Consider the following 22354-nt stretch of genomic DNA (forward strand, 5'->3'; position numbering starts at 1 on the left):
CTCACAGCCTCTTTTCGACGAGCACCTCGACGCGGCGATTCAAGGCTCGCCCCTCGCGCGTGCTGTCGCTGGCCACAGGATCGGTGGCAGCCCGGCCCTCCGAATGGACGCGATCCTGCGGCACTCCGTTTTGAACCAGCATGTCGGCAATCGTCCGGGCGCGAGCCTCGGATAGTCGCTGGTTGGTCGACAGCGGGTTGGTCTTTTGCAAAGGAACGCTGTCAGTATGGCCGACCACCGTGATGTTTCCGATCAGCTCCTGATTGGCGAGGATCACCTTGGCGATCGAACCGATCAAGGGTTCGAAACCATCGGTCAATTGTGGCCGCGATGACTGGAATAGTTCGGGGTTGGAGGCCTGGATGATCAGCTTGGCCAGTGAAACGCTCTCCGTGCCGCTGAGAGCAGATTTGAGCTCGGCCGGCGCCCCCGCCTGGAATTCCGGCAACAGCGCAAAATCCACTTTTTCCGGTGGCGGGGCGTCGACTTTGGGCGACGCGCGGGTGATGTCGCCGCGGGCAGGCGGTGGCAGGGCACGAACAAGTGCGGAAAGCTCGACCGCCTGGCTGCTCAGTCCCATCGACAGCCCGATATGGATCGCCGCGGCTGCAACCGCAGCACCGAGCGCCATGACCCAGATCGGCACGATGAAGCGCTGCGGCTGGTCGGAGGCGATGACACCTTTCCAGTTTGGCGCTAAAGGCGCGCCTTCGGCGTCGGCATTGCGCAGGAAGCGGGCCGCCGCCACGCGAACCGCATTGAGCGAGCGGTCGCCTGAGCGGCCGGGCACGCGATATTTGCCACGGAAGCCGAGCGCCAGGCAATGGTACTGCAGTTCGAGCAATTCTCGGTCCCGGTTAGGATGTCGTTCCAGTTCGTCGAGTCGCGTGAAGAATTGCGTGCCGGCATCGACATCGCCGCGCAGCATGACGACGAGCGGCTGCCGCGGCCAGGCACTGGCCCCGCCCCAAGGCGTGTTCAGGGCCAGATCGTCGAGCAACGCAGCCACCACCCAAGCTGCCTGGTCGGCTCGCTCCATCGAGGACCCCGTCGACATAGCCGTGTCGCGTGCCCGAACCAGTTCTTCGAGCAAACGGGTGCGCAAGACTTCCGGATTGTCTGGCGGCATTGCGCTTTCGAGCTCGGGAGCGAACTCGAGCAAGGGCGCAAAGGCGTTGACAAGCGCGTTCGGGTGGGTGCGAGAGCGTTTTGCCAGTGCGCCCGGCGAAAGTGGCGCCATGGGCCTTGGCATCGGCGCGCCGCTCAATCGTATGCGAGTGCGTTCGCGATCCTCCGACAGTCCGAAAGGATCATCGCGGCTCATGATCTCACCTGTTCACCGAATAGCAGTCCACCTGCGGCTCGCTTGGCAACACGCCCGAAACACCGATGACGAAGCCTGGTGCGTCGAGCAGCGAGGCCCAGTGTTCGCTTTTCTGATCCAATTCGAGGCACAGTCGATCGCCGTCGTAGGGGATTTCGCGTGGCTGGGAATGAAGCGGTTTTAGCGGAATGCCGGGCAAGCGCGATTTCCACAGGCCCTCGAACTCGTCGGCCGAGCCGACGGTCGCCTGATTGACGAAGATCTTGCGCAAGGCATCCTCCGACAGCTCCGAGCCGACCCGGATGACGATGCGGCTGGCCACCAAAAGCTTTGGGTTGTCGATGCGAATTTTCCAGACATTGGTCGAGTGCCGCATGACAGGCAGCGCACGCGATTTCGGCTCGATGTAACGAAGGCTGAGAATGAGCGAGCGCAGCGCATCCGCCAGCGCCGAATAGGCAGGGCCGGGCGCCATGTGATCGTAAGCGGGCAACTCGCCCAGCCGCCGCGCGCTCGATCCGTAAGTTGCCATCGAACCAGCGAGCCCGGCGAGTTCCAGGTAAAGCTCGGCCGGATGGAAGACATCCTGCGCCAGCATGTGAGCCAGTCGCGGACGCGCCGCATTGGCGAGGTTGAGCATCAACAGGTCTTCGACGCTGCGCCCAGGCCCGCCCATGACCATCTTGCCATGCGCCTCGGCGATCTGGTCGAGGCCGGTGACAACTTCCAGAAGCAGTTGCCGATACCAGGCCACCGCGCCGGTAACCAGTGCCGGTGGCAGGAAGCTCTCGTCCAGAGAGACGCCGCCATCGGCTCGAACTCCGTTGAGGTCGGCTATCGGCAAGGCGGTGTAGCCACCAACCGACTTGCCAGGTGCAAGCAGCAGCGCCTGCGGACGGGCGATTTCGATTTCTTCAGGATCCGAACCGCCCTGGACAGCGTCGCGCACCGAAACAATCCGCCCATGATATCGCGCTCCAGAGGCGGCGGCGTGTGCCGGATCGAAGCCGACACCACCGGGAGGCTCCAGCGGCAAGGCGACCAGCACCGGCCCTGCGCTCGTCTCGGGGGTGACCGGCAGCGGTCGCGGTGCGTCCATCAAATCCGGAATGGAAAAAGGTGTCCCATCCGGGAAGATGCCCCGGGCCGACAGGATCGCGATCTGGCCGGCTTCCAGCAATGCCTGGTCCAGCGTCAGCTGTCGAAAGCCGAACGTATGCAGTTGTCCGGCCTGCAACGCGCCGCGCACCGTCGCCTCGAAGAAACGATCCTGCTGCTGGAAATGCTGGGTTCGCAGGAAAAGTCCTTCGGACCATAGCACCCTGTTTGCATCGCTCATGCCGCTACTCTCTGCATTGAGCTCCCTTACCTTGGCCGCTAGGCGGAGATGCCGCCGCTGCCCAACGTGACATTGATGGCGAACTTTGATCCCGGCGACACCGACTTGGTTGTCCGCCAGTTCCTGCCGCCAGGTTCGCGGATCAGTGCAACGAAGCCCAGAGCCGTCGCGTCCGGCTCGACCGTGATGGTCTTGGATGCGGATTTTCCGGGCCCGACGGCGATCTGGTCGGAACCGATAAGATCTCCTGCGAGTGCGCTGCCGGCATCCCCCTGCAGCGCAAAATAGTCGGCGGAATTGAATTTACCGGTGCTTTTTAACCGCATCACGAGGACCGTCACCGGCCGGTCGCCGCCACCTGGCCCCGGATTCATGCCGGCCGCGCCGGTCACGTTGACGGTGATCACCGACGGCTTTGGCGGACCGCTCTGGCACGCTGCAACCAGCCCGGTCGCGCCCAGGGCAATCATCAATTCACGTCGGTCGATCATGGCTTACTCCTCCTCATATGCATCTCGAAAATCGGTGCCGATCTCGCCAAGGAAGCTCTTTTCCGCGCTTTCGGCGATTTCGCGATGGCGTTTTTGATAGAGCTCCCACAGCTTGGCGCCGCGCCCGCCCGAAAGCAGGGTGCCGATCGCCGAATTCGATTTCAGCTCGTCCTCGATCGCTGCGGGATCGAAACGATCGATCATCCGTCGCAAAGCGGCCTGTATGCCTCGCCAAGCGCGCACGTGATGTTGCGCGAGATCGCGAACTGCATCGGCGATGGCCGCCTCCCCGGCGAGAAATCCGGGGCTGCGCTCGGCGATCAGCGTCACGATGGCGTCGTCGACCGACGGCAGAAATTTGAGCGGATTGACTTCGGAGGCACCGACCATTGTCTGGGCGACGCGAGCATTTCCTTTCTCCTCGGCCCGCTTGCGCAGAAGCTGCATCAGCCCTTCCATCATCAGCCGGTATTCGCGGCCGAACTTCTCCATTTCCACGATGCTGTCGCGCCCGGGGAAATCGGCTTCCTCGACGCCCATGCCGCGCAAGAAGGCGGCGCGGAGCGCCATCTCTGCGGGCTGCGCGCTTGCCGGCGGGCGGGCAGGTTTGGAAGCAGCACCCATGCGCGCTGGAGGCAGGACATCGGCCGGTTGCGCGGGAATATCCCAGGGATTGGCGGATGGTGGCCGTTGGGCAATGCGCTCGCGCTGGCCGGTCGAGGCCGAGTTATTTGTCGAACTGGGCGAGGAGACCGGTCCGAAACCAAAATCATCGTTGAAGTCGGACAGCTTTCCCGCTGCGGATTCGCCTCCGTGGCTGGAAGAGGGGGGCCGGTCGAAGCTGAATGGATCCGCCCGGCTGCCCACCCCGCCCTGCTCAACATAAGCGGCGGCGCTTTTTGACACCGGCGTTGAAACCGGATCGAGGCTGAACGGGTCGTCGAAAGCAGGCGAGTTGCGCTGGCCGGAAGACGCGCGCTCGAACGCCCCTGGGATCGGCTGCTCGAATGGGTTCGGCAGATCAGCAGGTCGAGGCCGTTGCGGCGCTTCTTCGACCTTGGCGGAAAAGAAGTCATCGCGGCCGATGCTTACCGGCGCCCGCGATGCCGCTGGCAGACGTTCTGGTACCGGCTGGATGACTGCGGGCGCTTGAGCGGCCGCGATCTGCAGGTCGACACAGACGACGTAATCGCCCAGCCTGAGCCGCATGCCGCTTTGAAGGCGTGCGGACTTGCCTGGACCAAGCGGGCTATCGGAATCGTTTATGAACAAACCGCTGCTCGATGTGTCGGTGACGAAATATCCATCTCGCCCGCCAGAGATTTTGCAGTGAGCGCGTGAAACGAACATGTCGGGATCATCGATCTGCCAGCCTGCATCGGCGCTGCGGCCGATCACCAGCTCACCTTCGTCCAGGCGAGTTTGCCGCACCGCCTGGGTGCGTGGCCCTTGCTCTAGCGTTAGCAGCAGACTCATGCCGCGCCCCCCGCCATTTCCGGCCGCCATCCGACGATTGTGCGCAGCCGCATATCATCAGCATCTCCCCTTTCAGCGGGTCGCGCAAGCCAGGCGGTTCGGCCGAGCTGCACCGCTCCAATACGGGGCGGCGGCACTGCTTCACGCGCAAGCACGATACGCAGATCGACATCGAGAGATTCTCCGACCATGTCGCGAACCGCGTACTGGAACAGTTTGAGCCGCTGGCTGCCCGGCAGGAATGTCTTGAAATCATCATACTTCAAAGGGCCGACCCGCAGTTCGATCCTGCTTTGGCGGGTGAAAACGCGTGGGCCGATCGTCGCCCCCCGACCGAGCACAGCAAAGGATCTTGCGAGGCGGGTCTGGAGGCCTGCTGGTATCATTGTCCAGGCGGCGACGAATTCCTTGATCTTTACCGGCACCTTGAAGGCTTCCGCCAGGAACAGTGTCAGTCGTTCCGGGCCCTCGACCTGGCTGGCGAGCGAAGCCGCCTGGCGAAGCTTCACCATGTCGAGATCGATGTTTCGGGTGCCGGGAAGTCCGATACCGGCCATGGCCGCAAGCATGGCGCGAACCCGGCCACCGACCGCGCGTTCAACCTGAACGGCCGGATTCGCATCCGCCCACGCCCGATAGTAAAGGGCGATCATGCGGTGCTGCAGAATGTTGACGAAGTCGACGAAAGTAGTGTCGCTGGTCAGCTGTGCGTTGGCCCCGGCGAACCACCGCTGCGACAGCCGGTCGAGCACCCAGCGCGTCAGATGCAGCGGCATTGGACCCTCGGGGCCCAAGAGACCCAGATTTGCAATCGTGACCCGGGCCGGCTTGCCGTTGTCGGCTTCGCGGAAATGGACCAGGTCCCTGGCCGAGAAGGCGAGGCGCACATGCTGGCCAAGCCTTGCCGGCTCACGGTCGGGACGGCCGGAATGGCCGAACACGGCATTTTGCTGTTCGAGACGGCGCAGCAATTCGAAAAAGTCGAACCCTTCGGACAGACCTTCAGCGGGGTTTGGGCTGGGCTTGTCTAGATCAGGGAGCGATTGCCGGGCGTCATCGGCCATGGCACATCCTCCTGCTTCTGCAGCAGCCGCGTGCGGGTCCGCACGAAACCGTTTATTCCGGCATATCGGGCGAACAGCCGCGCCAGCAAAGCCGAAAGCAGCAAAGTGCTTTGGCCAGCCAGGATGGATTCATCGACATGCAACGTAACCTCGGTGCCGCGTCCGAAGCACATCGGCCCCTCGATCTGAAGCCGCTCCACGACGGGCCGCGAGTCGATGCGGGCGATCGAATGTACATTGCGAGCTAGGCTGGGATCGCCTCGGTCGGCATAGATATCGAGAAGCGCATGCAACGGGTCGACGCCGCGGCCCTCCTTGGCAAGGCTGAGGAAGTTGAGCATGAGCTGTGCCACCAGCCGCCAGGCGAGATCGTCGGCGCGCGATTCACCCTCGGCCCCTGTGGGCAGTGCTGCGGGGATCGCCGGCTGCGGTGGACGCAGGGCTCCAAGGAGCCTGACGATTTCGACCGGGTCGCCGGCCTCAAGCGTCAATGTGGGATTGTCATCGAGGATCGGCAGGTCACGATTGGTGCACAGTGCTACGACGTCGAGACGCTTCAGAGGTCGGTACGCCGGGCTTGCGGGCGGTCGCGATACGGCCAGGAAAACGTCGTCGCCGGTGTATGACGTGCGCGTTAGACCGTCGCGCCGTTCGTCTTCGGTCGCGCGCCGAGGGCGCCGCTCGGTTGAGTAGACCCACCCACTGCCGCTGTTCTGCCCCAGGCTGAACAGTTCCGGAATTTCGGCGTCGTTGCCTTCGGTGTCGGCGTCCTCGACACGAATGATCCGATAGATTTCAAAGTCGCGCGCCCGCGTGCGGTCTGCATGCAAAACCTGGCGTGTCTTACGCGCATCGATCTCGACGACGTTGCACTCACGTTCGAAAAGATTGATGATCGGCGTTGCGAAAAGTTCGAAGTCGGCCGATGTCAGATCGGCCAACTCTGGCACCGGACGCCTGAATTGGAAGACGATCTCAAGCCCACCGTCGCATCGACGCACCACAGGCTGTAGCCCCGAAACCCGCACATAGTGGAAGCGCTCGGGCATTATGAAGTATTCTCGCAGCAGGCGATATCCTTCGAATGTCGGGCGGGTACGCGGCATCAAGGCTTCGTCGTCGCTGATGCCAACCATTTCGGGCGCTGGCAAGGGCGACAACGGGTTGGTCTTGCCCTCAGCGCGTGCGCCAACGGTTGAGCAAGTGCCGAAGATCGCGTCGAATAGCAGCGGCGCCTTGGTTCGCCCGGCAAAATAAATATCGAGCCGGTCGAGCGTCAATTCGTGGAGCTTGCCTTTTCCGGTCGGGGCCAGCGTGATGCGGAGCGCCGCCTCGCCGCGCACACCGCCGACCGTGGCCATCCCGGCCGCCGCCAACGCGCTGCGGTCCTGAAAATAGCTGACCGAAGTGATTGCTATCGGCCACAGGGTCGTCTCTTGCGCGGTCGAGAAAGTGCAGCGCGTCGAAAGGCCGGGCCGCAGGCTGGAAACCAGCCGGGTGTTGCGCCTGACGACGTGGCCGTCGAGCATGGTCTGGACCTGCTGGCCTGGTTTGAGCACCACCATCGCCGTTGCCGGCGCCGGGGTGACCAGATCGGGATAAAGAACGTCGAGCACACTGCGCGAAAATCGCGAACGCTCGGCGTCGACCTTTAGCCGGGTGCGCGCCGCGAGGAAAGCCACGCCATCCAGCAGCCGCTCAACATAGGGGTCCGGACAGGGGACCGTGTCGAGGGAAAGGTTGCGCGCGACCGCTGGATGCATATCGGCAAATTCGGCCGCAAGGCCGCGGATGTGGGTCAACTCCTCCTCGTAATATTCGACGAAGACCCGATCCATCTCAGGCGTCCCTGATTTCGGTCCGCGCCGCGCCGTTATCGAGATTGATCGTAGTGCGCAGGCGCATGCGTTCCGGTGTCGGGGTTAAGATCAGCACACCGTCAATCTCGATCTTGAGGCCCGCGGTCTTGTCGCCAAGCGTCACTGTGACCTTTGTTGCGCTTTCCTTGAGGCGGGGCTCGAAGGTGGCGAGCACCGCACGGATCTCACGCGCCAGCACATCGCGATCAAAGTCGCGCGAAGACCTGCCCGAGAAGGAGGGGACGCCGTAATTGACCACGCTCCGGCGCACCTCCGGGAAATCTGCGAGCGATGGTGGGTTGTCCGATACCTGTTCATTTTCCAGATCGGACAGGAGCGGCGTGGCCTCGAAGCGCTCGGTGTTGAAGAGCGCCTCGACGTCACGCCGCACTGCTTCTCTGAGGACGCGGGCTGACACCACAACGCCGCGACTTTCGATCTCGACCCGATGCTGGGTCTGAAAGGCCAGTCGATGCAGACGCCGTTTTTGCTCGGCTGTGAGTTCGGCATCAGCGTCGATGGCCCGCGCGCTGGCGCCAACGAGGGCGTCGACACGGTCGGCGCCAAGCTCGTCGAGCAAGACGTGGCGCAGCCCGTCTATCTCCGAGGTCAGACCAGGCAGGTCATTGACTAGGCGATCCCAAAGCGACGGCTGGACGGCCTCGCTTTTTGCCCGCAAGCTGCCGGTACTGTGCTGCTTGCCAGCGTCGGGTCGCCGACCCTCACTTGCCGACATAGACATCCATTTCGGCTTCATCATTGCCGTCATAGACGAACTTGATCTTCTTGTAGGCGAAGCTGACCTCTTCCTGGATCAGGTCTTCCTCATCCTCGGCCTGCGACATGTCGTATTCCATGATCGAGGCGTCGGTGAGGGTGACGACCAGATAATCCTTAGTCTCGCCATCGATCGTCCGACGTGCCGAGAACACCACTTCATCGAGGGCCTTGTTCTCGAACAAGGCTTTCTTGAGATAGGGCGAAGATTTGTCGTAGTGTTTGATGAACTTGATCATGCCCATGGACACGCGGCCCCGACGTGAGAGCGAATTCGGGTCATAGGGTGCGACCATCTTGTAGTCGACGCCATGGATTTCGATCTCATCATCGTGGCCGTCGCGGGTGCTGGGGCCCTTGATATCAGGAACCTTCAGAAAACCATCAATCTTTACTGGCATTGTCTCTCTCCACCATTGTCAAAAAAAAGATTGTTGTTGCTGCAATCAAGTCTTAACGGACGGCAGTTCCGACACCAGTCGAAGCGAGGCATTGATGCCCTCCAGCTGGTAATGCGGGCGCAGATAGAAGCGGGCGTTGTAGTAGCCCGGCCGCCCCTCCACGCTGTCCACTTGGACCTCGGCGGCGGCGAGCGGGCGCTTGGCGCGCGCCTTGTCGTCGGCAAAGGCCGGGTTGGCCAGCACGTAGCGGTTGATCCACTCGGTCAACCAGATCTGCATGTCGGAGCGTTCCTTAAACGACCCGACCTTGTCTCGCGCTATGGCTTTGAGATAGTGCGCAAAGCGCGAAACCGGGAACAAGTAGGGCAGGTTGGCGCTCAGCCGCTCATTAGACTGCGCATCGGGGTCCACCAGCCGGCCGGCGCGCGTTTCGTCGTCCTGTAACGAATGGGCACCGATGAAAGCCGCAAGATCCGTGTTCTTCCGGTGCAGGATCGGCATCAGGCCAAGCTTGGCGAGTTCCGCCTCACGCCGGTCATCAATGGCGACTTCCGTGGGGCATTTCATCGCTATCGACCCATCATCGGTCGGGAAGCTGTGCACCGGCAAATTAAGCACCGTTCCGCCGTTCTCGACGCCGCGGATCTGGGTACCCCAGCCAAACAGCTTGTGGCTGCGGTTGATGTTGACGCCCATCGGGAAGGCGGCGTTCATCCAGACATACTTGTTGTGATCTCCCTGCACCTCTTCCTCGAAGGTGAAGCCCTTCACCGGAACGGTGTCCGTGCCATATGGCAGCCGGGCCAGGACGCGGGGCATGGTCAGCCCGATGTAGCGAGCATCCTCGCTTTCGCGCAGCGACTGCCAGGAGGCATAGGCCGGGTTGGAAACGATCTGCTGCAAATCCTGAGGGTTCGGCAATTCCTGCCAGCTATCCATACGAAACAGTCGAGGCGAGGCGGCCGCGATAAAAGGCGTGTGCGCAGAAGCGCAGATGCCGGAGATGTTGCGTAGCAGACCGACGTCGCGCGGGTGGTTGGAAAATTCGTAGGCGCCGATCACGCAGCCGATCGGCTCGCCGCCAAGCATCGAATATTCGTCTGTGTAGACTTTCTTGAAGATCGGACTCTGATCCCACATCTGGCCTTCGTAGTCTTCGAGCGTGTCGGCCAGCTGCTCCTTGGAAATGTTCATCACCCGGATTTTAAGCTTCTGGTCGGTCTCGGTGTTGTTGACGAGGTACCACAGGCCGCGCCATGTGCCTTCCATTTCGCGCACTTCCGGCGCGTGCAGGATCTCGTTGACCTGAGCCGTCAGCATCTTGTCGATACCGGCGATCAGCGACTTGATCGACTTGATGGCATTGGACGAGATGGTTGTGGTGTCGGAACGGGACTGCGCTGCGAGCGCGAGATTGCGCACGAGTTGCTGCAGCTTCTCGCTGTCGTCTTTCTTGACCTTGAAATCCTTCTCGAGGAGTCCACTGAATTCTCCAAGGTCTATGGCTTCAGCCTCGGCGGCGAGGGTGGCGGTCTTTTGCTGTTCGGCCATGGTTTATTCTCCCGCCTTGTCGTCGTCAGTCAGCGCCTGGCTGGCGATCTTGCCAAGAAGTGGCTCGTTGTTCAGCAACTGCGCGATACGCTTTTCGGCGTCTACGCGGCCATCCATGAAGCCCAGCAATTCCTCGAGCTGACGACGCATCTTGAGGATCTCGGCCAGTTGCGGAACCTGCTCGGCGATCTTGTCGGGGGCGAAATCGCCCATTTTGGTGAAGGTGAGATCGAGCGCCAGTTCCTCGTCGCGCTCTTGGCCTTCGGCCTGCGGCAGCGTGTTCTTCACCCGCGCTTTGACGCGGGGTCCGAGCGCCTCCATGAACTTGGGGAAGCGGTTCGCGTCGGTCTCGACGAAGGAGCGGTCCAGAACCGACTTTGACGCTTCCTTGGTTTGCGAAGCACCGGAAAGGTCGGCCATCACGCCCATGACAAACGGCAGTTCGATCGTCGTCGGGCTGCCGTAGGTTTCCACGTCATAGGCGATCTGCACCCGTGGCGCGCGATTTCGTTCGATGACCTTGGCTTTGCTTTCGGCTGGCATGTGTCTTACCTTTCATCTTTCTGTGCCGTCTTCTTGACATCGGGAACGCCGGCAAGAAGCCGAAATTCCTTCAGTCCCGACGGGGCGAGATCTTCCATCAGTTCAACGAAATCCATATGCACCATTCGGCGCACGCGCCGCGCCAGGTGCGGGATCGGGCTGGACGGTTCGGTGCTGTCATAGAAGGCGACGACGAGATCGAGGCATTTGACGACATCGTCGCGCGAGGAGATCCGGTCGGGCAGGCCGCTGTCGCCGGATTCTGCGTAGCTTGCCACGCTTGCCATCGTATCGGCTCCATCGCCGTTGCGAACACGTGCTGCCGGTTCTGCTGGCGTCGCGACCGGCTTTGCGAGGCCGTTCGCGGCAGTGGCACCGGTCGCGTTTCGTTCGAGGGTCGTCAGCAGACGCTGCAGAAACCGCTTTAACTCGGGAAGCGTGGCGCCAGCGCCTTCGAGGCGGGAGTTAAAGGCGGCTTCGACGCTCTCGAGAGCGGCGATCGCGGCGCGGGCGTCGGCTATGAGCAACGTCATTTCTGGCCCGGCCTGATCAATCAGCGCCGCGCATGCGCTGCGCACCCGGTTCACCAGTTGGCTGTGCTCGCTTGCCAGCTTCGCCTTCTCGGCCGCATTCAGTCCCGAAGCAGCCTCCTGCAGCATGACCCGCTCGTCAAGCGAACCCTTCTCCAGATCCGCGCCCAGGATCGGCCCAATGGCGCGCGGCGCAAAGAATGTCATTTTCCGCAAATCTTTGAGTAGACCGTCCTGGCTGTTCTGAAGGTCGGTAAGCGCATTGATGCGGCGCAAGGCTGCTTCGCGCGGCGTGGCGCCGGGCCGCAGGGCCGGATGCATGGTCGTCCAATGCTGATCGACAGTTTGCGCGATGAGGGTCAGGCCGGCAGCCAGGCCGGCCAACCGATGCTCGTTGGCCAGTCCACGCGTAACAATGACGAGAAGGCGCAGGTCCCGGCCGTGAGACCGCAGCTCTTCAGCCCTGGTAAGCACGGTAGGCCAGTCTATCGGAACGTCGACTTCAGTGTTTTTGCTGCCTTGGAACTCGACTTTCTTCTGCTGTTCCGTCAGTCGCTCCAGCTCATGAAAGGCCGGGTCGTTGCGCAAATCCTCCCCTGACGGATTTTCACCGTCGAGCGGAGTAAGCCAAAGTGCGACATCAATCACACAGACCCCCAGCGACCGGCCCTCAACGGCACCTGACCCAAGGTTACCACACTGATGTGCCGTACGCCAATTAAAGCCGCTGCTTAAAAGCTAACGAAAGCTGACCACCGCGTGTTCGCTATGGGATGGCTTGGCGAGACTGCCGAACCCAGTCGGCAAAATACACCACACGGATGCGCGAATTCTTCTGCCGCCAGTGGTTCGGGCTTCTAAAGGCTGACGGCCCCGCGAACGGCCTTGGCGACGCCGTCCATCAGGCGCTTTGTCAAGCGACGGCTTATGTGGCAGGTTGTCGACTGGCAGATTGCAGGAGCAGGTTCGATGGAACAGCGCCGGTCGTCACAGAGCTTCAAGCGTAAGGAACTGGTCGGCAAGCTCAATCCTGTCGGCGTGCGCGCCTTCAAGGCAGCCGCGGACACCGCCAAGCTGCGCGGCAACCCTTACGTCGAACTCGTCCACTTCATCGAGCAACTGGTGCTTTCCGATCGCTCGGACGTGCAAATGATCATCGCCGATGCGGGAGTGGATGCCAGCCGGCTCACGGCCGATATGACCCGCGCCGTGGACAAGCTGCCATACGGCGCCACATCGATCGAGGAATTTTCCGACCACATCTTTCATGCCATCCAGGAGGCCTGGAACTTGGCGACGCTTGAGTTCAGCGTCGAGGAAGTCCGCAGCGCGCATATTCTGCTCGCTTGCCTGAAGACCCCGGTCCTAGAAGGCCTGCTGTCGAAGATCAGCGGCGCATTCGACGAGATCGACGCCGACGCGGTGATCGCGCGGTTCGCCGATGTCATGGAGGGCTCACTCGAAGCTGGCACCTCGACCACGGTCTCCGCAACGGAGATGCCACGGCGGGCTCCGGGTGGGGATTCGGCGCTGGCGAAATACGCCACCGACCTGACCCAGCGCGCCCGCGACGGCAAGATCGATCCCGTCGTCGGCCGCGACCCCGAGATCAGGCAGATCGTTGATGTCCTGATGCGGCGGCGGCAGAACAACCCGATCCTGACGGGCGAAGCCGGGGTAGGCAAGACCGCGGTCGTCGAGGGCTTCGCCTTGCGTATTGCCCAGGGCGATGTACCACCGATGCTACAGGGCGTCAGCGTGCGCATGCTCGATGTCGGTTTGATGCAGGCCGGGGCAAGCGTAAAGGGCGAGTTCGAAAAACGGCTTAAGGCTGTAATCGACGAGGTGCAGTCGTCCGAAACACCGGTTATCCTTTTTATCGATGAAGCTCACACCTTGATCGGCGCAGGCGGCCCTGCTGGAACCGGCGACGCGGCCAATCTCCTGAAGCCGGCGCTGGCACGCGGTGAACTGCGTACCGTCGCGGCAACGACCTGGGCTGAATACAAGCAGCACATAGAAAAAGACCCGGCGCTGACCCGTCGGTTTCAGGTGGTAAAGATCGACGAGCCTTCCGAAGCTGTGGCCGTTCTCATGTTGCGCGGGGTGGCCGGAGTTCTCGAGCAGCACCACCGGGTGCAGATACTGGATGAGGCGATCGAGGCGGCAGTGGGCCTGTCACACCGCTATATCCCGGCGCGGCAACTACCCGACAAGGCGGTAAGCCTTCTCGACACCGCTTGCGCCCGGGTCGCAATCTCGCAGCATGCCACGCCGGCCGAGCTCGAGGATATCATACGGCGGCGCCAGGCGCTGGAGGTCGAGCACGGCATCATCGATCGTGAGGCGGCGATCGGGATCGAGGTGACCGAACGGCAGGCACGGGTCGACACCGGACTTGCCGAAACAGGGATCGCGCTGGCTGCCGCGCAACAACGTTGGGACCGCGAAAGAGTTTTAGTTGCCGAGATACTCGAATTGCGTGCCCGGCTGCGCGGCGACGGTATGCCGCTCGATGCGATGGAAACGCCAGCGGATGCCAACGCCTCTGAGTCTGAGTTGCCTGAGATCCAAACGCCCAAGGACAAGGCATCCGATCCCAAAGTGAAAACGGCTGTTGCCGATGGATTTCCACCTGATCCGGTCGCCGATCTTACCCGGTTGCGCGAACGCATGGCTGAACTGGCCGAAGCGCAAGGCGAGGCGCCGCTGATCCTGCCCTCGGTTGATCGAAATGCCGTGGCCGCGGTGGTCCAGGACTGGACCGGCATCCCCACGGGGCGCATGCTGTCGAGCCAGACCGAAAAAGCCCTCCGGCTCGCGGCCACTCTGTGCGAGCGCGTGGTTGGCCAAGAGCATGCCATGGAGATGATCGCCAAGCGTGTGCAGACCAGCCGCGCCGGGCTCGGCGCGCCGGAAAAGCCGGTGGGGGTGTTCCTGCTTTGTGGCCCCTCCGGCGTCGGCAAGACCGAAACCGCGCTGGCCTTGGCGGAGACGCTTTATGGTGGCGAACAGAACCTGATCTCGATCAACATGTCGGAGTTTCAGGAGGCGCATACTGTCTCGACTTTAAAGGGAGCGCCCCCCGGCTATGTCGGCTACGGCAAGGGTGGCATCCTGACAGAGGCGGTTCGGCGCAAACCCTATTCGGTGATCCTGCTCGACGAGGTCGAGAAGGCGCATCCGGACGTCCACGAAATCTTCTTCCAGGTTTTCGACAAGGGCATGATGGACGACAGCGAAGGGCGGCGCATCGATTTCAAGAACACATTGATCCTGCTCACCTCGAACGTCGGCTCCGAAGTCATCATGGACCGGACGAGGAACGGCACGGTTCGGACCGGCCTCGAAGATCTGGATACGGCCTTGCGCCGGCCGTTGCTGAAGGTTTTTCCGGCGGCGTTTCTTGGACGGGTGGTAACCATTCCTTACTACCCGCTGTCGGATTCGATGATCGAGGCGATCACCCGTCATCAGTTCGCCAGGATCGCTCGCCGGCTGCGTGCAACCAGTGGCGCGGAACTGGTGATCGGCGACGGCGTCATCGATCTGGTCAGGGCACGCTGCACGGAAATCGAATCCGGCGGGCGGATGATCGATGCCATCTTAACCAACACGCTTCTGCCGGAATTAAGCCGCGGCGTGCTCAACCGGTCGCTTGACGGTGAAAAGATGACGAAGGTGACCGTCGGAGCCTCCGACGGGGGCTTTACTTATTTCTTCGAGTAATTTGGGCGGATGGTACCGGCGCATCAAACGGCTTTTGCATCCCGCGGTGGATTGAAGGATGCCTTCCACGGCATGGCGCAAGAGCGCGGCGAGGCTTTTGTCCGCGCTAGCGTGCAAAAGGCAACCAAGCACGCAAATGAGTTCCTTTGGGCGGCTAGACCTCTCGCCGTCGCTTGCCGTCATAGTCCCCAGGTGTGCTCATTCTGGCCCCTGGATTATACTGAACGTGAATATGCGGAAACATAGGCCCTTGATCGTTCACCAGGACTAAATACTTGGCCTTGCCAAGTTCAGAGTTAAGTTCCTGCTGCAAAAAGTATCCTAAAAGGATTGACAACATACCGGTCCCGCGATCCGCCAGCTTTTTCGTCCTAATATCAACCGCATTGCCGGAATGATGCAGGGACCAGCGGGAATGATTATACCACTCTTTTCCAGCAGTAAGCTCAAGCTCAAGCCGCCTCGGCGCATGTTGTCTGAAAACGCGTCGAATTATCGGAATGGCCTCCTGCATTTGCGGGCTGAGGCCGCTTTCAATCGTTCTCTCCCTCATCGCAATCTCCATGAAAAGAAAGCGTCATTCCCTTACCACAACTATCACACCTACGCCTCATCCATGAATATCGCAGGGCCGAGATGGAGCTTTTTGTGAGTGCAAACGTGACGCCTCAGATCGTATGCAGCCGGTGCACCATGCCATGTTGCCGTCGTCGCCCATTTTGGCGAGCGGTTCTCTGTCATGCATCGTGGCAGGATCGTCGAGTTCGGCCCACCACCCGATCATTACTGCCCCCCACTCAAACGCCGCCGAAAATACGCCAATCTGCGACGTAACATACTGAAAACAAAAGTAAAAAAATTCCATAGACAATCAGCGACAATCGGCGCGCAGATAGCTACTTCGTCGGCAGGTAGTCGTGCCGAAACCACGTCCCAATTCGCCAAGCGCCCGATGGGCTCACGGCAATTGGGGATTGCTGGTGGATTGCGGTAATTCGTTTGGTTGTACTGGAATTTGATACGAGTGTCATTCCAAGTACCTGGCGACCATCGGCCACGCCGCAAGTTGGGGGCTATCTGCAGCCAGCTTTAAAAGCCAATGACCATCCACGGATCGGTGTCGTATCCGAGGCGCGGCTTTTCCGGGGTTGCTCCATCCGGCATTTTGGCCGTGCCAGTCAAACCGCAGTCCAGATCTCTCACCGGCTTCTTGGTCGAATGCTTCGTAGAGCACAGGGCCGCAGCATCACCGACCACCACTTTCTTTTCCTTGGCAATGGTGCCACCAGTCGCAGCGATCATGATAGCCGCGCAAAATATAGCAACTCTCATCGTACTCCCCCACGGTTGCGCATCCTCAAGATGCCGGACATTACGTTACGTCATTTTTATATTAGCACAAGCGAATATTTAATCCTCACGCCCGCCTCCTGCCAATGGCCTCGAGGCGGGCTGCTCTTCCATTTCGCGATGGCCTTCACGCCAAGCTCGTCCGCTGGATCATCGCCACGAGCGATGCCGACAACGTGATGACCGTCGGCGGCGAGCCGCGCCGAGAGCGCGCGGCCGATGCCCTTGCTGGCGCCGGTGACGAGAAATGTTCGCTTTGTCATGATGTCTCTACCTGTCGTGAAAGAAGGGCGGTCAGGCGCACCCAGATCCAGGATCTGCGCGGGCACAGGGCGACTCCGCCGGAACCTATGGAGGTCGTCTCGACCGGCAGGAGTGCGTGGCGCTGCGCCGGACTCCTGCTCGGCCTTTCGTCGTGTCAGGCGGCCCTGCTTGCGGCGCCATTCTTCGAATAGGTGGGGAAGTCCGTGTACCCCACCTCGCCATTGCGGGTGTAATAGACGGACCGGTCCGCTACGGCCAATGGCCAGCCGCTCCGAAGACGCTCGACGAGATCCGGGTTCGCGATATACGGCCTGCCGAAGGCAATCAGGTCCACCAGCCCGGTATCGAGCGCTGCCTGGGCGCGCTCGACGTCATTGAAGCCGCCGCACCAGATGAACGCGCCGGGGAACGACGCTCGCGCCTTGGCGAGCATGTCGTGGTCGAGATGGCGCGCCTCGAACGTGGCCGATTCCATGTTGCCGTCGGGCAGCAGTTCGTAGAGCAGATGGACATAGGCCACGCCGCGGCGCCCGAGCTGCTCGACGAAGTACAGGAACGTCTCCTCGACGAGCGGATCAGCGGGCATTGAACCATATTTGCCGAACGGTGAGAGGCGAACCCCCACGCGTCCCGCGCCGAATTCCGCCACGACCGCGTCGACGACTTCCATCAGGAAGCGCGCACGATCTTCCATGCTGCCGCCGCCGTAGCGGTCGGTGCGGGTGTTGAGCACCGAGTTCATGAACTGCTCGATCAGATAGCCGTTGGCGGCATGGATCTCGATGCCGTCAAACCCGACCTCCCGCGCATTGGCGGCGGCTTTGGCGAAGGTTCCCACCATGGCCGTCACTTCCTCGGTGCTGAGCGGCCTCGGCGTCTCTGCCGCCATGAAGCGCAACCGGCCGTCCGGGCCATGGGCGAACACCTCTGAGCCGACGGCCCGTTCCGCGGTCACGCCCACTGGCGCCTGGCCGTTCGGCAGAAGCGAGGAATGCGCCAGTCGGCCGACATGCCACAGCTGCATGAAGATGGTGCCGCCCTGACGATGAACCTCTTCGGTCACCGGGCGCCAGGCCTGCTTCTGGGCTTCGGAGTGAATCCCGGGAATGCGCGCGTAGCCGTGGCTGGATTGATCCACGTCGTTGACTTCGGAGATGATCAGGCCGGCGCTGGCGCGCTGACCGTAATATTTGACGGTCAGTTCGTTCGGGAGGTCGCCATCTGTCGGAAGGGCGCCCTCGGAGGTGCGGGTGCGCGTCATTGGCGGCATGACGATGCGGCTCGTGAGGTGGACGGGACCTAGATCGAAGGAATCGAATAGAGAGGGCATGGGGCGGCTCCTGTGGAGAATTAAAGCTCCGAAAGATATAAAGGGATACTCCTCAGCAGATTAGTGCCGGCCTGGTGGACTCACTAATGCATCTGAAGCTACAATAACCCGATGAACTCGCGTTTCGATGGCATCGCCGAATTCGTCGCAGTGGTTCGGCTCGGTAGTTTCACGGCGGTTGCCGCGGAAATGGGCATGGCCAAGTCCGCGATCGGCCGGGCGGTGTCACGTCTGGAGGCGCGCTTGGGCTCCAAGCTGCTCCACCGGACGACCCGCCGCCTGACCTTGACGCCTGCCGGAGAGGCCTGGCTGGAGCACTGCGTCGCGGCACTCGACGAACTTGAGCGTGGTGAGAGCGCCCTCGCGCTCGCGCGGGACACGCCGGGCGGCGAAGTTCGCATCGATCTGCCGACTGCGTTTGGCCGACTGCACGTCATGCCCGTACTGTTAGGGGTGGCGAAACGCTATCCGGCGCTGAACCTCAATGTCAGCTTCACCGACCGGCGGGTCGACCTGATCGGCGAAAACATCGACCTTGCCGTGCGTATTGGCAATCTTGAGGATTCGAACGACCTCGTCGCACGACAGATCGGGGTCCAGCAGACGGTGATAGTCGGAGCGCCTGGCTATCTCGCACAGCGGGGCGTTCCGCGATCCTGGAGCGATCTTGCCGGACACGATTGCATCGTCGGACGGCGGCAAGGCAACCGCATCGCGTGGCTGATGAAGCAACCGGACGGCTCGACAGCGCGGCAAACCGTCCCCGTCAAGCATGAACTACAGGATTTCGAGACGGTGCTGATGGCCGCTAAGGCAGGACACGGTCTGACGCAACTTCCGTCATGGATGGTGGAAGGCGATCTTCAAGAAGGAACCCTTCAGATTGTCCTGGATGGCCTGTCAGGCGGCGAACTGCCGATCAGCGTCCTGTGGCCGCAGACAAAGGCGCTGCCGGCGAAGATTCGCGTTACCATAGACGGCCTCGTTCAGTGGTCGCTTGTTTCAACGAGTGTCGCTGCCTAGCACGTCTTACTTGGAGCAGTCTCAAATCGGCTGTCCGCCGTCGATCTGCCTAATCGCCTCGAAGAGCCGATCACAGGATTTTGCCAGGTTCTTGCCCGGCGTGGTGGCGACCCCGAGCAAGAGGCCGGATTCGGCGGTGGCGGGCGACGCATACCACGCGGAGAGCGGTGCGGGCGACATGCCGAAGGCCGAAACCTCGCACGCCACGGCAATGTCCGATATTTCCCTCGGCAGCTTCAGCAGCACGGCCAGGCCCGGCGTTGCGATCTGGTCGGCATTCACATTCGCCCAAAGCTGCTCGAGCAACGTCGCGCGCCTTGCGACATAGGCCCGCTTCGTGCGGCGGAGATGGCGAATATAGTGGCCCTCCCGCATGAATTCGGCGGTCGCGAGCTGCACTGCCGGTCCCGGGGCGGGCGCTAAGCACGCCGCGACTTCAGCGAAAGCGCATACGAGGCTGGCCGGCACGATCGCGAAACCCAGCCGAAGGGTCGGGCTGATCGTCTTGCTGAAGGAGCCGATGTGAATGACGCGTCCGTCGCGGTCGAGCGACGCGAGCGCCGGCGCGGCCCTGCCGGTCAGCTGAAGCTCGCTCAGATAATCGTCTTCGATCACCCAGGCCTGGGTCGAAGCTGCCCATTCGAGCAGGCGCAGGCGCCGCTCGAGCGACAAGGTCGAGCCGAGCGGCGCATGTTGACCCGGTGTGACCAGGGCAAGCTTCGCGGTCGGATGCTGGCACAGTGCGTCATCGAGATCGATGCCGTTGCAATCGACCGGGACCGGAGCGAGAGACAAACCGGCGAGTTCGAGCCCCTTTCGGGTCCATGGGAAACTGGGCTCCTCGATCCAGGCGGTCTCCCCCGCCAGCTTCAGAACGGATAGCGCCAGGCCGAGCCCCGCACCGAAACCTCCAGTGATAATGACCTGCGACGGCAGACAGATGATGCCCCGTGCTACGGCGAGGTAGCCAGCGATTTCCCGCCTCAACTCGAGTTCGCCGCGAGGATCGGGGTAGAGGGCGGCGGCAGCGGCTTCGGCGCGGATGGCGTGCGCGCGTATCCGCGCGAACAAGGTGGCGGGGAAGATATCGCTTGCGGGGATGCCCATCTGGAAGATCCGGGGACCCTGCGTCATCTCCTGATAAATCCGCATGAAGGAGCCTTCATCCGGCACCGGCTCGGATTTCGCGACGGTGCGGGGGCGCTGTGCGACGCGCGTTCCCTCAGCTGGCGTTGCCTCGATCAACTGGGCGGCCGCGAGCTTCTCATAGGCGGTCCGGACGGTGCCGCGCGCGACGCCCAGCTGTGCTGCCAGGTCCTGCCATGAGGGCAACCGTGCGCCTGGTTCCAGCGCGCCTTCCTCGATTGCGACGGCCACGCCCTTGCGAATTTGCTCCGCAAGGGAAGTCTTGGCGGCGCGATCCAAATCCAGGTCCAGCGGCTTGCTCATGAAGCCTCAGTACACGATTTTTTTGCGTTCTTGGTGCTTTTTCCTGGCCCGATTCGCCGGCATCTAGACGGGCAAGGAGATGCCAATGCGAATTCGTGCCATTTTCACCGCCGCCTGCGCCGCGATTGCCATCGTCGGGCCGGCCTGGGCGCGCGACGACCAATCGGAGACGGTCACGCCGAAGTTCGAGCAGGTGATCCCCAACATCCCCGGCAAATCGATGGTCGTCGTCGAGGTCGATTATGCGCCGGGCGCCGCTTCGCAGCCGCACCGGCATGCCAGGTCCGCCTTTATCTTCGCCTATGTCGTCTCGGGCGAGATCGAGTCCAAGGTGAACGATGGCGAGACCCGCATCTACAAAGCGGGCGAGAGTTGGTCGGAGCTGCCCAACGCAACCCATTCGGTCAGCCGCAACGCCAGCAAGACCAGGCCAGCGAAGCTGCTTGCGGTCTTCGTCGTCGATTCCGACGACAAGGCCCTCACTACTCCCCTCAATTGAACGGATCGGAACGATGGCCAAGAGGCTCGACTACAACCAGATCGCCCCGAGCGGCGCCAAGGCGCTCGGCACCGTCTACGGCTATGTTCTCCAGAGCGGCTTGCCTGCCGAACTGGTCGAGCTCGTCTATCTGCGGGTCTCCCAGATCAACAACTGCGCCTATTGCCTTGACATGCACACGCGTGACCTCGTCAAGAAGGGCGTGAAGATCGAGAAGATCGCGCTGGTGCAAGCCTGGCAGGAAGGCGGCAGCCTGTTCAGCGAGAGAGAGCGCGCCGCGCTTCGCTGGGCCGAGAGCGTGACCAATGTTGCACAGACCGGGGTTCCGGACGCCGCCTATGAAGCCGTGCGTGCCGTCTTCGATGAAAAGCAGCTCGTCGACCTGACGATCGCGATCAGCCTGATGAACAGCTACAACCGAATGGCCATCAGCTTTCGGAATACGCCCCAGGCCGTTCTCGAGAATTGATGGAGCAGAATAATGAATGGTAACGTGATTTCCAGGATCAAGATCCCGGACAGCAAATTGGCGCGCGAGGCGACCGAGTTCGTTCGCGACAGCAAATCGAGTTCCTTTTCAATCACTCTGTTCGCTTGCGCCTTCTGGTGATCGTAACCTGACAGATGGCGGCCCTAAGGAGAGGCGGCTCAACTCGCAAGCCGGCAGCCCCATTGTCGTCGGTCAGGAGTGTGCACGGCGATTCCGAAACCGGCCGTTCCGTATGCGGCCTGAGAAGCGGTACACTCACGTTTCAGCTTGGACTTTGCAGCTATTCCCGCTTGCATCGCGACCGAACTCGCGACCGAAGCGCTCGGAGAGGACGGCTTGAAGGCTTACGGCTCAATGACTGCGTTTCAGCGCATGGGCGATCCGGCAGAGCTCGGGGCGGCGGCACCCTTCCTCGCCTCATCGGACAGCAGCTTCATGACAGCGAGGTAGCGGTCGACGGCGGCCTAGCCCAACTCTGACAGCCGTCTTCCAAGTTCATTGAGCAGGCCTTCTCAGGTGCAAACTGGTCAAGGGTTTCAATCATTTGATCGCTGCCATCCTTGACCAGAATCCGGCCGTAAAGGGCGGCAGGAGAGTCATATTCCTGGCGAGCGATGATGAAGACGCCGCGGCGCAGATTGGTACGCTCGCGGAAAATCTCGGCTTTGCGCCGATAAAGCTAGGCGGGCTTTCCGAAGGCGACTGCTCGTGCAGGCGCGCAGGAACAACTGGGGCCGGCTGGTCTTCAAGGACCTGGTCAAGTTTGACTGATGAACATGACGTCCCCACCGGCAGGGACACGATGCACGCATCGGATCGAGCACTATCCGATGCGTGCGGCCGAGGTGATGCTTGGAAGCAAACG

General features: G+C 61.8%; 19 protein-coding genes and 3 pseudogenes. 6 read left to right on the top strand and 16 right to left on the bottom strand.

Going from position 1 to position 22354, the window contains the following annotated elements:
• Window position 1: 1 nt before the first annotated feature.
• The 11 genes from icmH to tssA are packed head-to-tail and all read right to left on the bottom strand — an operon-like array spanning window position 2 to window position 12003.
• Complete coding sequence (icmH, locus tag FJ867_RS21425) at window positions 2-1324, bottom strand: type IVB secretion system protein IcmH/DotU (protein WP_140818524.1); 1323 nt, start codon at window positions 1322-1324, stop codon at window positions 2-4.
• A 4-nt stretch (window positions 1325-1328) separates the two neighbouring features.
• A complete protein-coding gene (gene tssK / locus FJ867_RS21430; protein ID WP_140818526.1) occupies window positions 1329-2663 on the bottom strand; it encodes a type VI secretion system baseplate subunit TssK in 1335 nt (444 codons plus the stop codon).
• A 38-nt stretch (window positions 2664-2701) separates the two neighbouring features.
• The gene (tssJ, locus tag FJ867_RS21435; RefSeq protein ID WP_140818528.1) at window positions 2702-3154 is read right to left on the bottom strand and encodes a type VI secretion system lipoprotein TssJ; all 453 of its coding nucleotides are present in this window, start codon (window positions 3152-3154) and stop codon (window positions 2702-2704) included.
• Between the two features lie 3 nt (window positions 3155-3157).
• Window positions 3158-4630 carry a type VI secretion system-associated FHA domain protein TagH gene (tagH, locus tag FJ867_RS21440; RefSeq protein ID WP_140818530.1) on the bottom strand — a complete coding sequence of 491 codons (1473 nt, stop codon included), beginning with the start codon at window positions 4628-4630 and terminating at the stop codon, window positions 3158-3160.
• Window positions 4627-5694, bottom strand: a complete 1068-nt coding sequence (gene tssG / locus FJ867_RS21445) for a type VI secretion system baseplate subunit TssG (RefSeq protein ID WP_140818532.1) — start codon at window positions 5692-5694, stop codon at window positions 4627-4629. Before tssG ends, tagH begins: the two co-directional genes overlap by 4 nt.
• Entirely contained in the window at window positions 5658-7532 is a 1875-nt protein-coding gene (gene tssF, locus FJ867_RS21450; protein WP_140818533.1) for a type VI secretion system baseplate subunit TssF, read from the bottom strand. The genes tssG and tssF overlap by 37 nt, the downstream gene beginning before the upstream one ends.
• A 1-nt stretch (window position 7533) precedes the next feature.
• A complete protein-coding gene (tssE, locus tag FJ867_RS21455; RefSeq protein WP_140818572.1) occupies window positions 7534-8289 on the bottom strand; it encodes a type VI secretion system baseplate subunit TssE in 756 nt (251 codons plus the stop codon).
• Window positions 8276-8731, bottom strand: coding sequence for an Hcp family type VI secretion system effector (locus FJ867_RS21460; protein WP_115143971.1), 456 nt, complete (start codon window positions 8729-8731; stop codon window positions 8276-8278). The genes tssE and FJ867_RS21460 overlap by 14 nt, the downstream gene beginning before the upstream one ends.
• 45 nt (window positions 8732-8776) lie before the next feature.
• Window positions 8777-10282, bottom strand: coding sequence for a type VI secretion system contractile sheath large subunit (gene tssC, locus FJ867_RS21465; protein WP_140498288.1), 1506 nt, complete (start codon window positions 10280-10282; stop codon window positions 8777-8779).
• Window positions 10283-10285: 3 nt separating this feature from the next.
• The gene (gene tssB / locus FJ867_RS21470) at window positions 10286-10825 is read right to left on the bottom strand and encodes a type VI secretion system contractile sheath small subunit (RefSeq protein WP_140498287.1); all 540 of its coding nucleotides are present in this window, start codon (window positions 10823-10825) and stop codon (window positions 10286-10288) included.
• 5 nt (window positions 10826-10830) lie between these two features.
• Entirely contained in the window at window positions 10831-12003 is a 1173-nt protein-coding gene (tssA, locus tag FJ867_RS21475; protein WP_140685155.1) for a type VI secretion system protein TssA, read from the bottom strand.
• Between the two features lie 321 nt (window positions 12004-12324).
• Between tssA and tssH the strand changes: the two genes are divergently transcribed.
• Window positions 12325-15084 carry a type VI secretion system ATPase TssH gene (tssH, locus tag FJ867_RS21480; RefSeq protein WP_140818535.1) on the top strand — a complete coding sequence of 920 codons (2760 nt, stop codon included), beginning with the start codon at window positions 12325-12327 and terminating at the stop codon, window positions 15082-15084.
• A 154-nt stretch (window positions 15085-15238) separates the two neighbouring features.
• On the opposite strand, the gene FJ867_RS21485 is transcribed toward tssH, so the two are convergent.
• The 4 genes and pseudogenes from FJ867_RS21485 to FJ867_RS21500 all read right to left on the bottom strand — a co-directional run bounded on the left by FJ867_RS21485 (window position 15239) and on the right by FJ867_RS21500 (window position 18028).
• Window positions 15239-15637 carry a hypothetical protein gene (locus FJ867_RS21485; protein ID WP_140524737.1) on the bottom strand — a complete coding sequence of 133 codons (399 nt, stop codon included), beginning with the start codon at window positions 15635-15637 and terminating at the stop codon, window positions 15239-15241.
• Window positions 15638-16173: 536 nt separating this feature from the next.
• Window positions 16174-16386, bottom strand: coding sequence for a hypothetical protein (locus FJ867_RS21490; protein WP_181165313.1), 213 nt, complete (start codon window positions 16384-16386; stop codon window positions 16174-16176).
• Window positions 16387-16580: 194 nt separating this feature from the next.
• A pseudogene (locus FJ867_RS21495) lies at window positions 16581-16697 on the bottom strand (SDR family NAD(P)-dependent oxidoreductase); the annotation flags it as partial.
• Between the two features lie 155 nt (window positions 16698-16852).
• Window positions 16853-18028, bottom strand: coding sequence for an alkene reductase (locus FJ867_RS21500; RefSeq protein ID WP_140818537.1), 1176 nt, complete (start codon window positions 18026-18028; stop codon window positions 16853-16855).
• Between the two features lie 111 nt (window positions 18029-18139).
• Here FJ867_RS21500 and FJ867_RS21505 point away from each other — a divergent pair, with 111 nt between their 5' ends.
• Window positions 18140-19051, top strand: coding sequence for a LysR family transcriptional regulator (locus FJ867_RS21505; protein WP_140818538.1), 912 nt, complete (start codon window positions 18140-18142; stop codon window positions 19049-19051).
• Between the two features lie 21 nt (window positions 19052-19072).
• Here the strand turns inward: FJ867_RS21505 and FJ867_RS21510 are convergent, their stop codons facing one another.
• Window positions 19073-20500, bottom strand: coding sequence for a PLP-dependent aminotransferase family protein (locus tag FJ867_RS21510; RefSeq protein WP_140818540.1), 1428 nt, complete (start codon window positions 20498-20500; stop codon window positions 19073-19075).
• An 85-nt stretch (window positions 20501-20585) separates the two neighbouring features.
• Between FJ867_RS21510 and FJ867_RS21515 the strand changes: the two genes are divergently transcribed.
• The 4 genes and pseudogenes from FJ867_RS21515 to FJ867_RS29120 form a co-directional block, all read left to right on the top strand.
• Window positions 20586-20999, top strand: a complete 414-nt coding sequence (locus FJ867_RS21515; protein WP_140557381.1) for a cupin domain-containing protein — start codon at window positions 20586-20588, stop codon at window positions 20997-20999.
• A 13-nt stretch (window positions 21000-21012) separates the two neighbouring features.
• Entirely contained in the window at window positions 21013-21468 is a 456-nt protein-coding gene (locus tag FJ867_RS21520) for a carboxymuconolactone decarboxylase family protein (protein ID WP_140498278.1), read from the top strand.
• Between the two features lie 318 nt (window positions 21469-21786).
• Window positions 21787-21968, top strand: a pseudogene (locus FJ867_RS21525) (SDR family oxidoreductase); the annotation flags it as partial.
• A pseudogene (locus FJ867_RS29120) lies at window positions 21969-22260 on the top strand (NADP oxidoreductase coenzyme); the annotation flags it as partial. It abuts the pseudogene before it with no gap.
• Window positions 22261-22354: the final 94 nt, after the last annotated feature.

Origin of the sequence: Mesorhizobium sp. B2-5-3, assembly GCF_006441005.1 — a bacterium.
Lineage (GTDB): Bacteria > Pseudomonadota > Alphaproteobacteria > Rhizobiales > Rhizobiaceae > Mesorhizobium.

Excerpts from the sequence above, each read along its gene's own strand:
- icmH (WP_140818524.1), bottom strand. The coding sequence starts at position 1,324 with ATGAGCCGCGATGATCCTTTCGGACTGTCGGAGGATCGCGAACGCACT.
- tssF (WP_140818533.1), bottom strand. The coding sequence starts at position 7,532 with ATGGATCGGGTCTTCGTCGAATATTACGAGGAGGAGTTGACCCACATC.
- tssC (WP_140498288.1), bottom strand. The coding sequence starts at position 10,282 with ATGGCCGAACAGCAAAAGACCGCCACCCTCGCCGCCGAGGCTGAAGCC.
- tssE (WP_140818572.1), bottom strand. The coding sequence starts at position 8,289 with ATGTCGGCAAGTGAGGGTCGGCGACCCGACGCTGGCAAGCAGCACAGT.
- tagH (WP_140818530.1), bottom strand. The coding sequence starts at position 4,630 with ATGAGTCTGCTGCTAACGCTAGAGCAAGGGCCACGCACCCAGGCGGTG.
- tssK (WP_140818526.1), bottom strand. The coding sequence starts at position 2,663 with ATGAGCGATGCAAACAGGGTGCTATGGTCCGAAGGACTTTTCCTGCGA.
- tssB (WP_140498287.1), bottom strand. The coding sequence starts at position 10,825 with ATGCCAGCCGAAAGCAAAGCCAAGGTCATCGAACGAAATCGCGCGCCA.
- FJ867_RS21505 (WP_140818538.1), top strand. The coding sequence starts at position 18,140 with ATGAACTCGCGTTTCGATGGCATCGCCGAATTCGTCGCAGTGGTTCGG.
- FJ867_RS21510 (WP_140818540.1), bottom strand. The coding sequence starts at position 20,500 with ATGAGCAAGCCGCTGGACCTGGATTTGGATCGCGCCGCCAAGACTTCC.
- FJ867_RS21515 (WP_140557381.1), top strand. The coding sequence starts at position 20,586 with ATGCGAATTCGTGCCATTTTCACCGCCGCCTGCGCCGCGATTGCCATC.
- tssG (WP_140818532.1), bottom strand. The coding sequence starts at position 5,694 with ATGGCCGATGACGCCCGGCAATCGCTCCCTGATCTAGACAAGCCCAGC.
- FJ867_RS21460 (WP_115143971.1), bottom strand. The coding sequence starts at position 8,731 with ATGCCAGTAAAGATTGATGGTTTTCTGAAGGTTCCTGATATCAAGGGC.
- FJ867_RS21490 (WP_181165313.1), bottom strand. The coding sequence starts at position 16,386 with ATGATCGCTGCGACTGGTGGCACCATTGCCAAGGAAAAGAAAGTGGTG.
- FJ867_RS21500 (WP_140818537.1), bottom strand. The coding sequence starts at position 18,028 with ATGCCCTCTCTATTCGATTCCTTCGATCTAGGTCCCGTCCACCTCACG.
- tssJ (WP_140818528.1), bottom strand. The coding sequence starts at position 3,154 with ATGATCGACCGACGTGAATTGATGATTGCCCTGGGCGCGACCGGGCTG.
- FJ867_RS21520 (WP_140498278.1), top strand. The coding sequence starts at position 21,013 with ATGGCCAAGAGGCTCGACTACAACCAGATCGCCCCGAGCGGCGCCAAG.
- tssH (WP_140818535.1), top strand. The coding sequence starts at position 12,325 with ATGGAACAGCGCCGGTCGTCACAGAGCTTCAAGCGTAAGGAACTGGTC.
- FJ867_RS21485 (WP_140524737.1), bottom strand. The coding sequence starts at position 15,637 with ATGAGGGAGAGAACGATTGAAAGCGGCCTCAGCCCGCAAATGCAGGAG.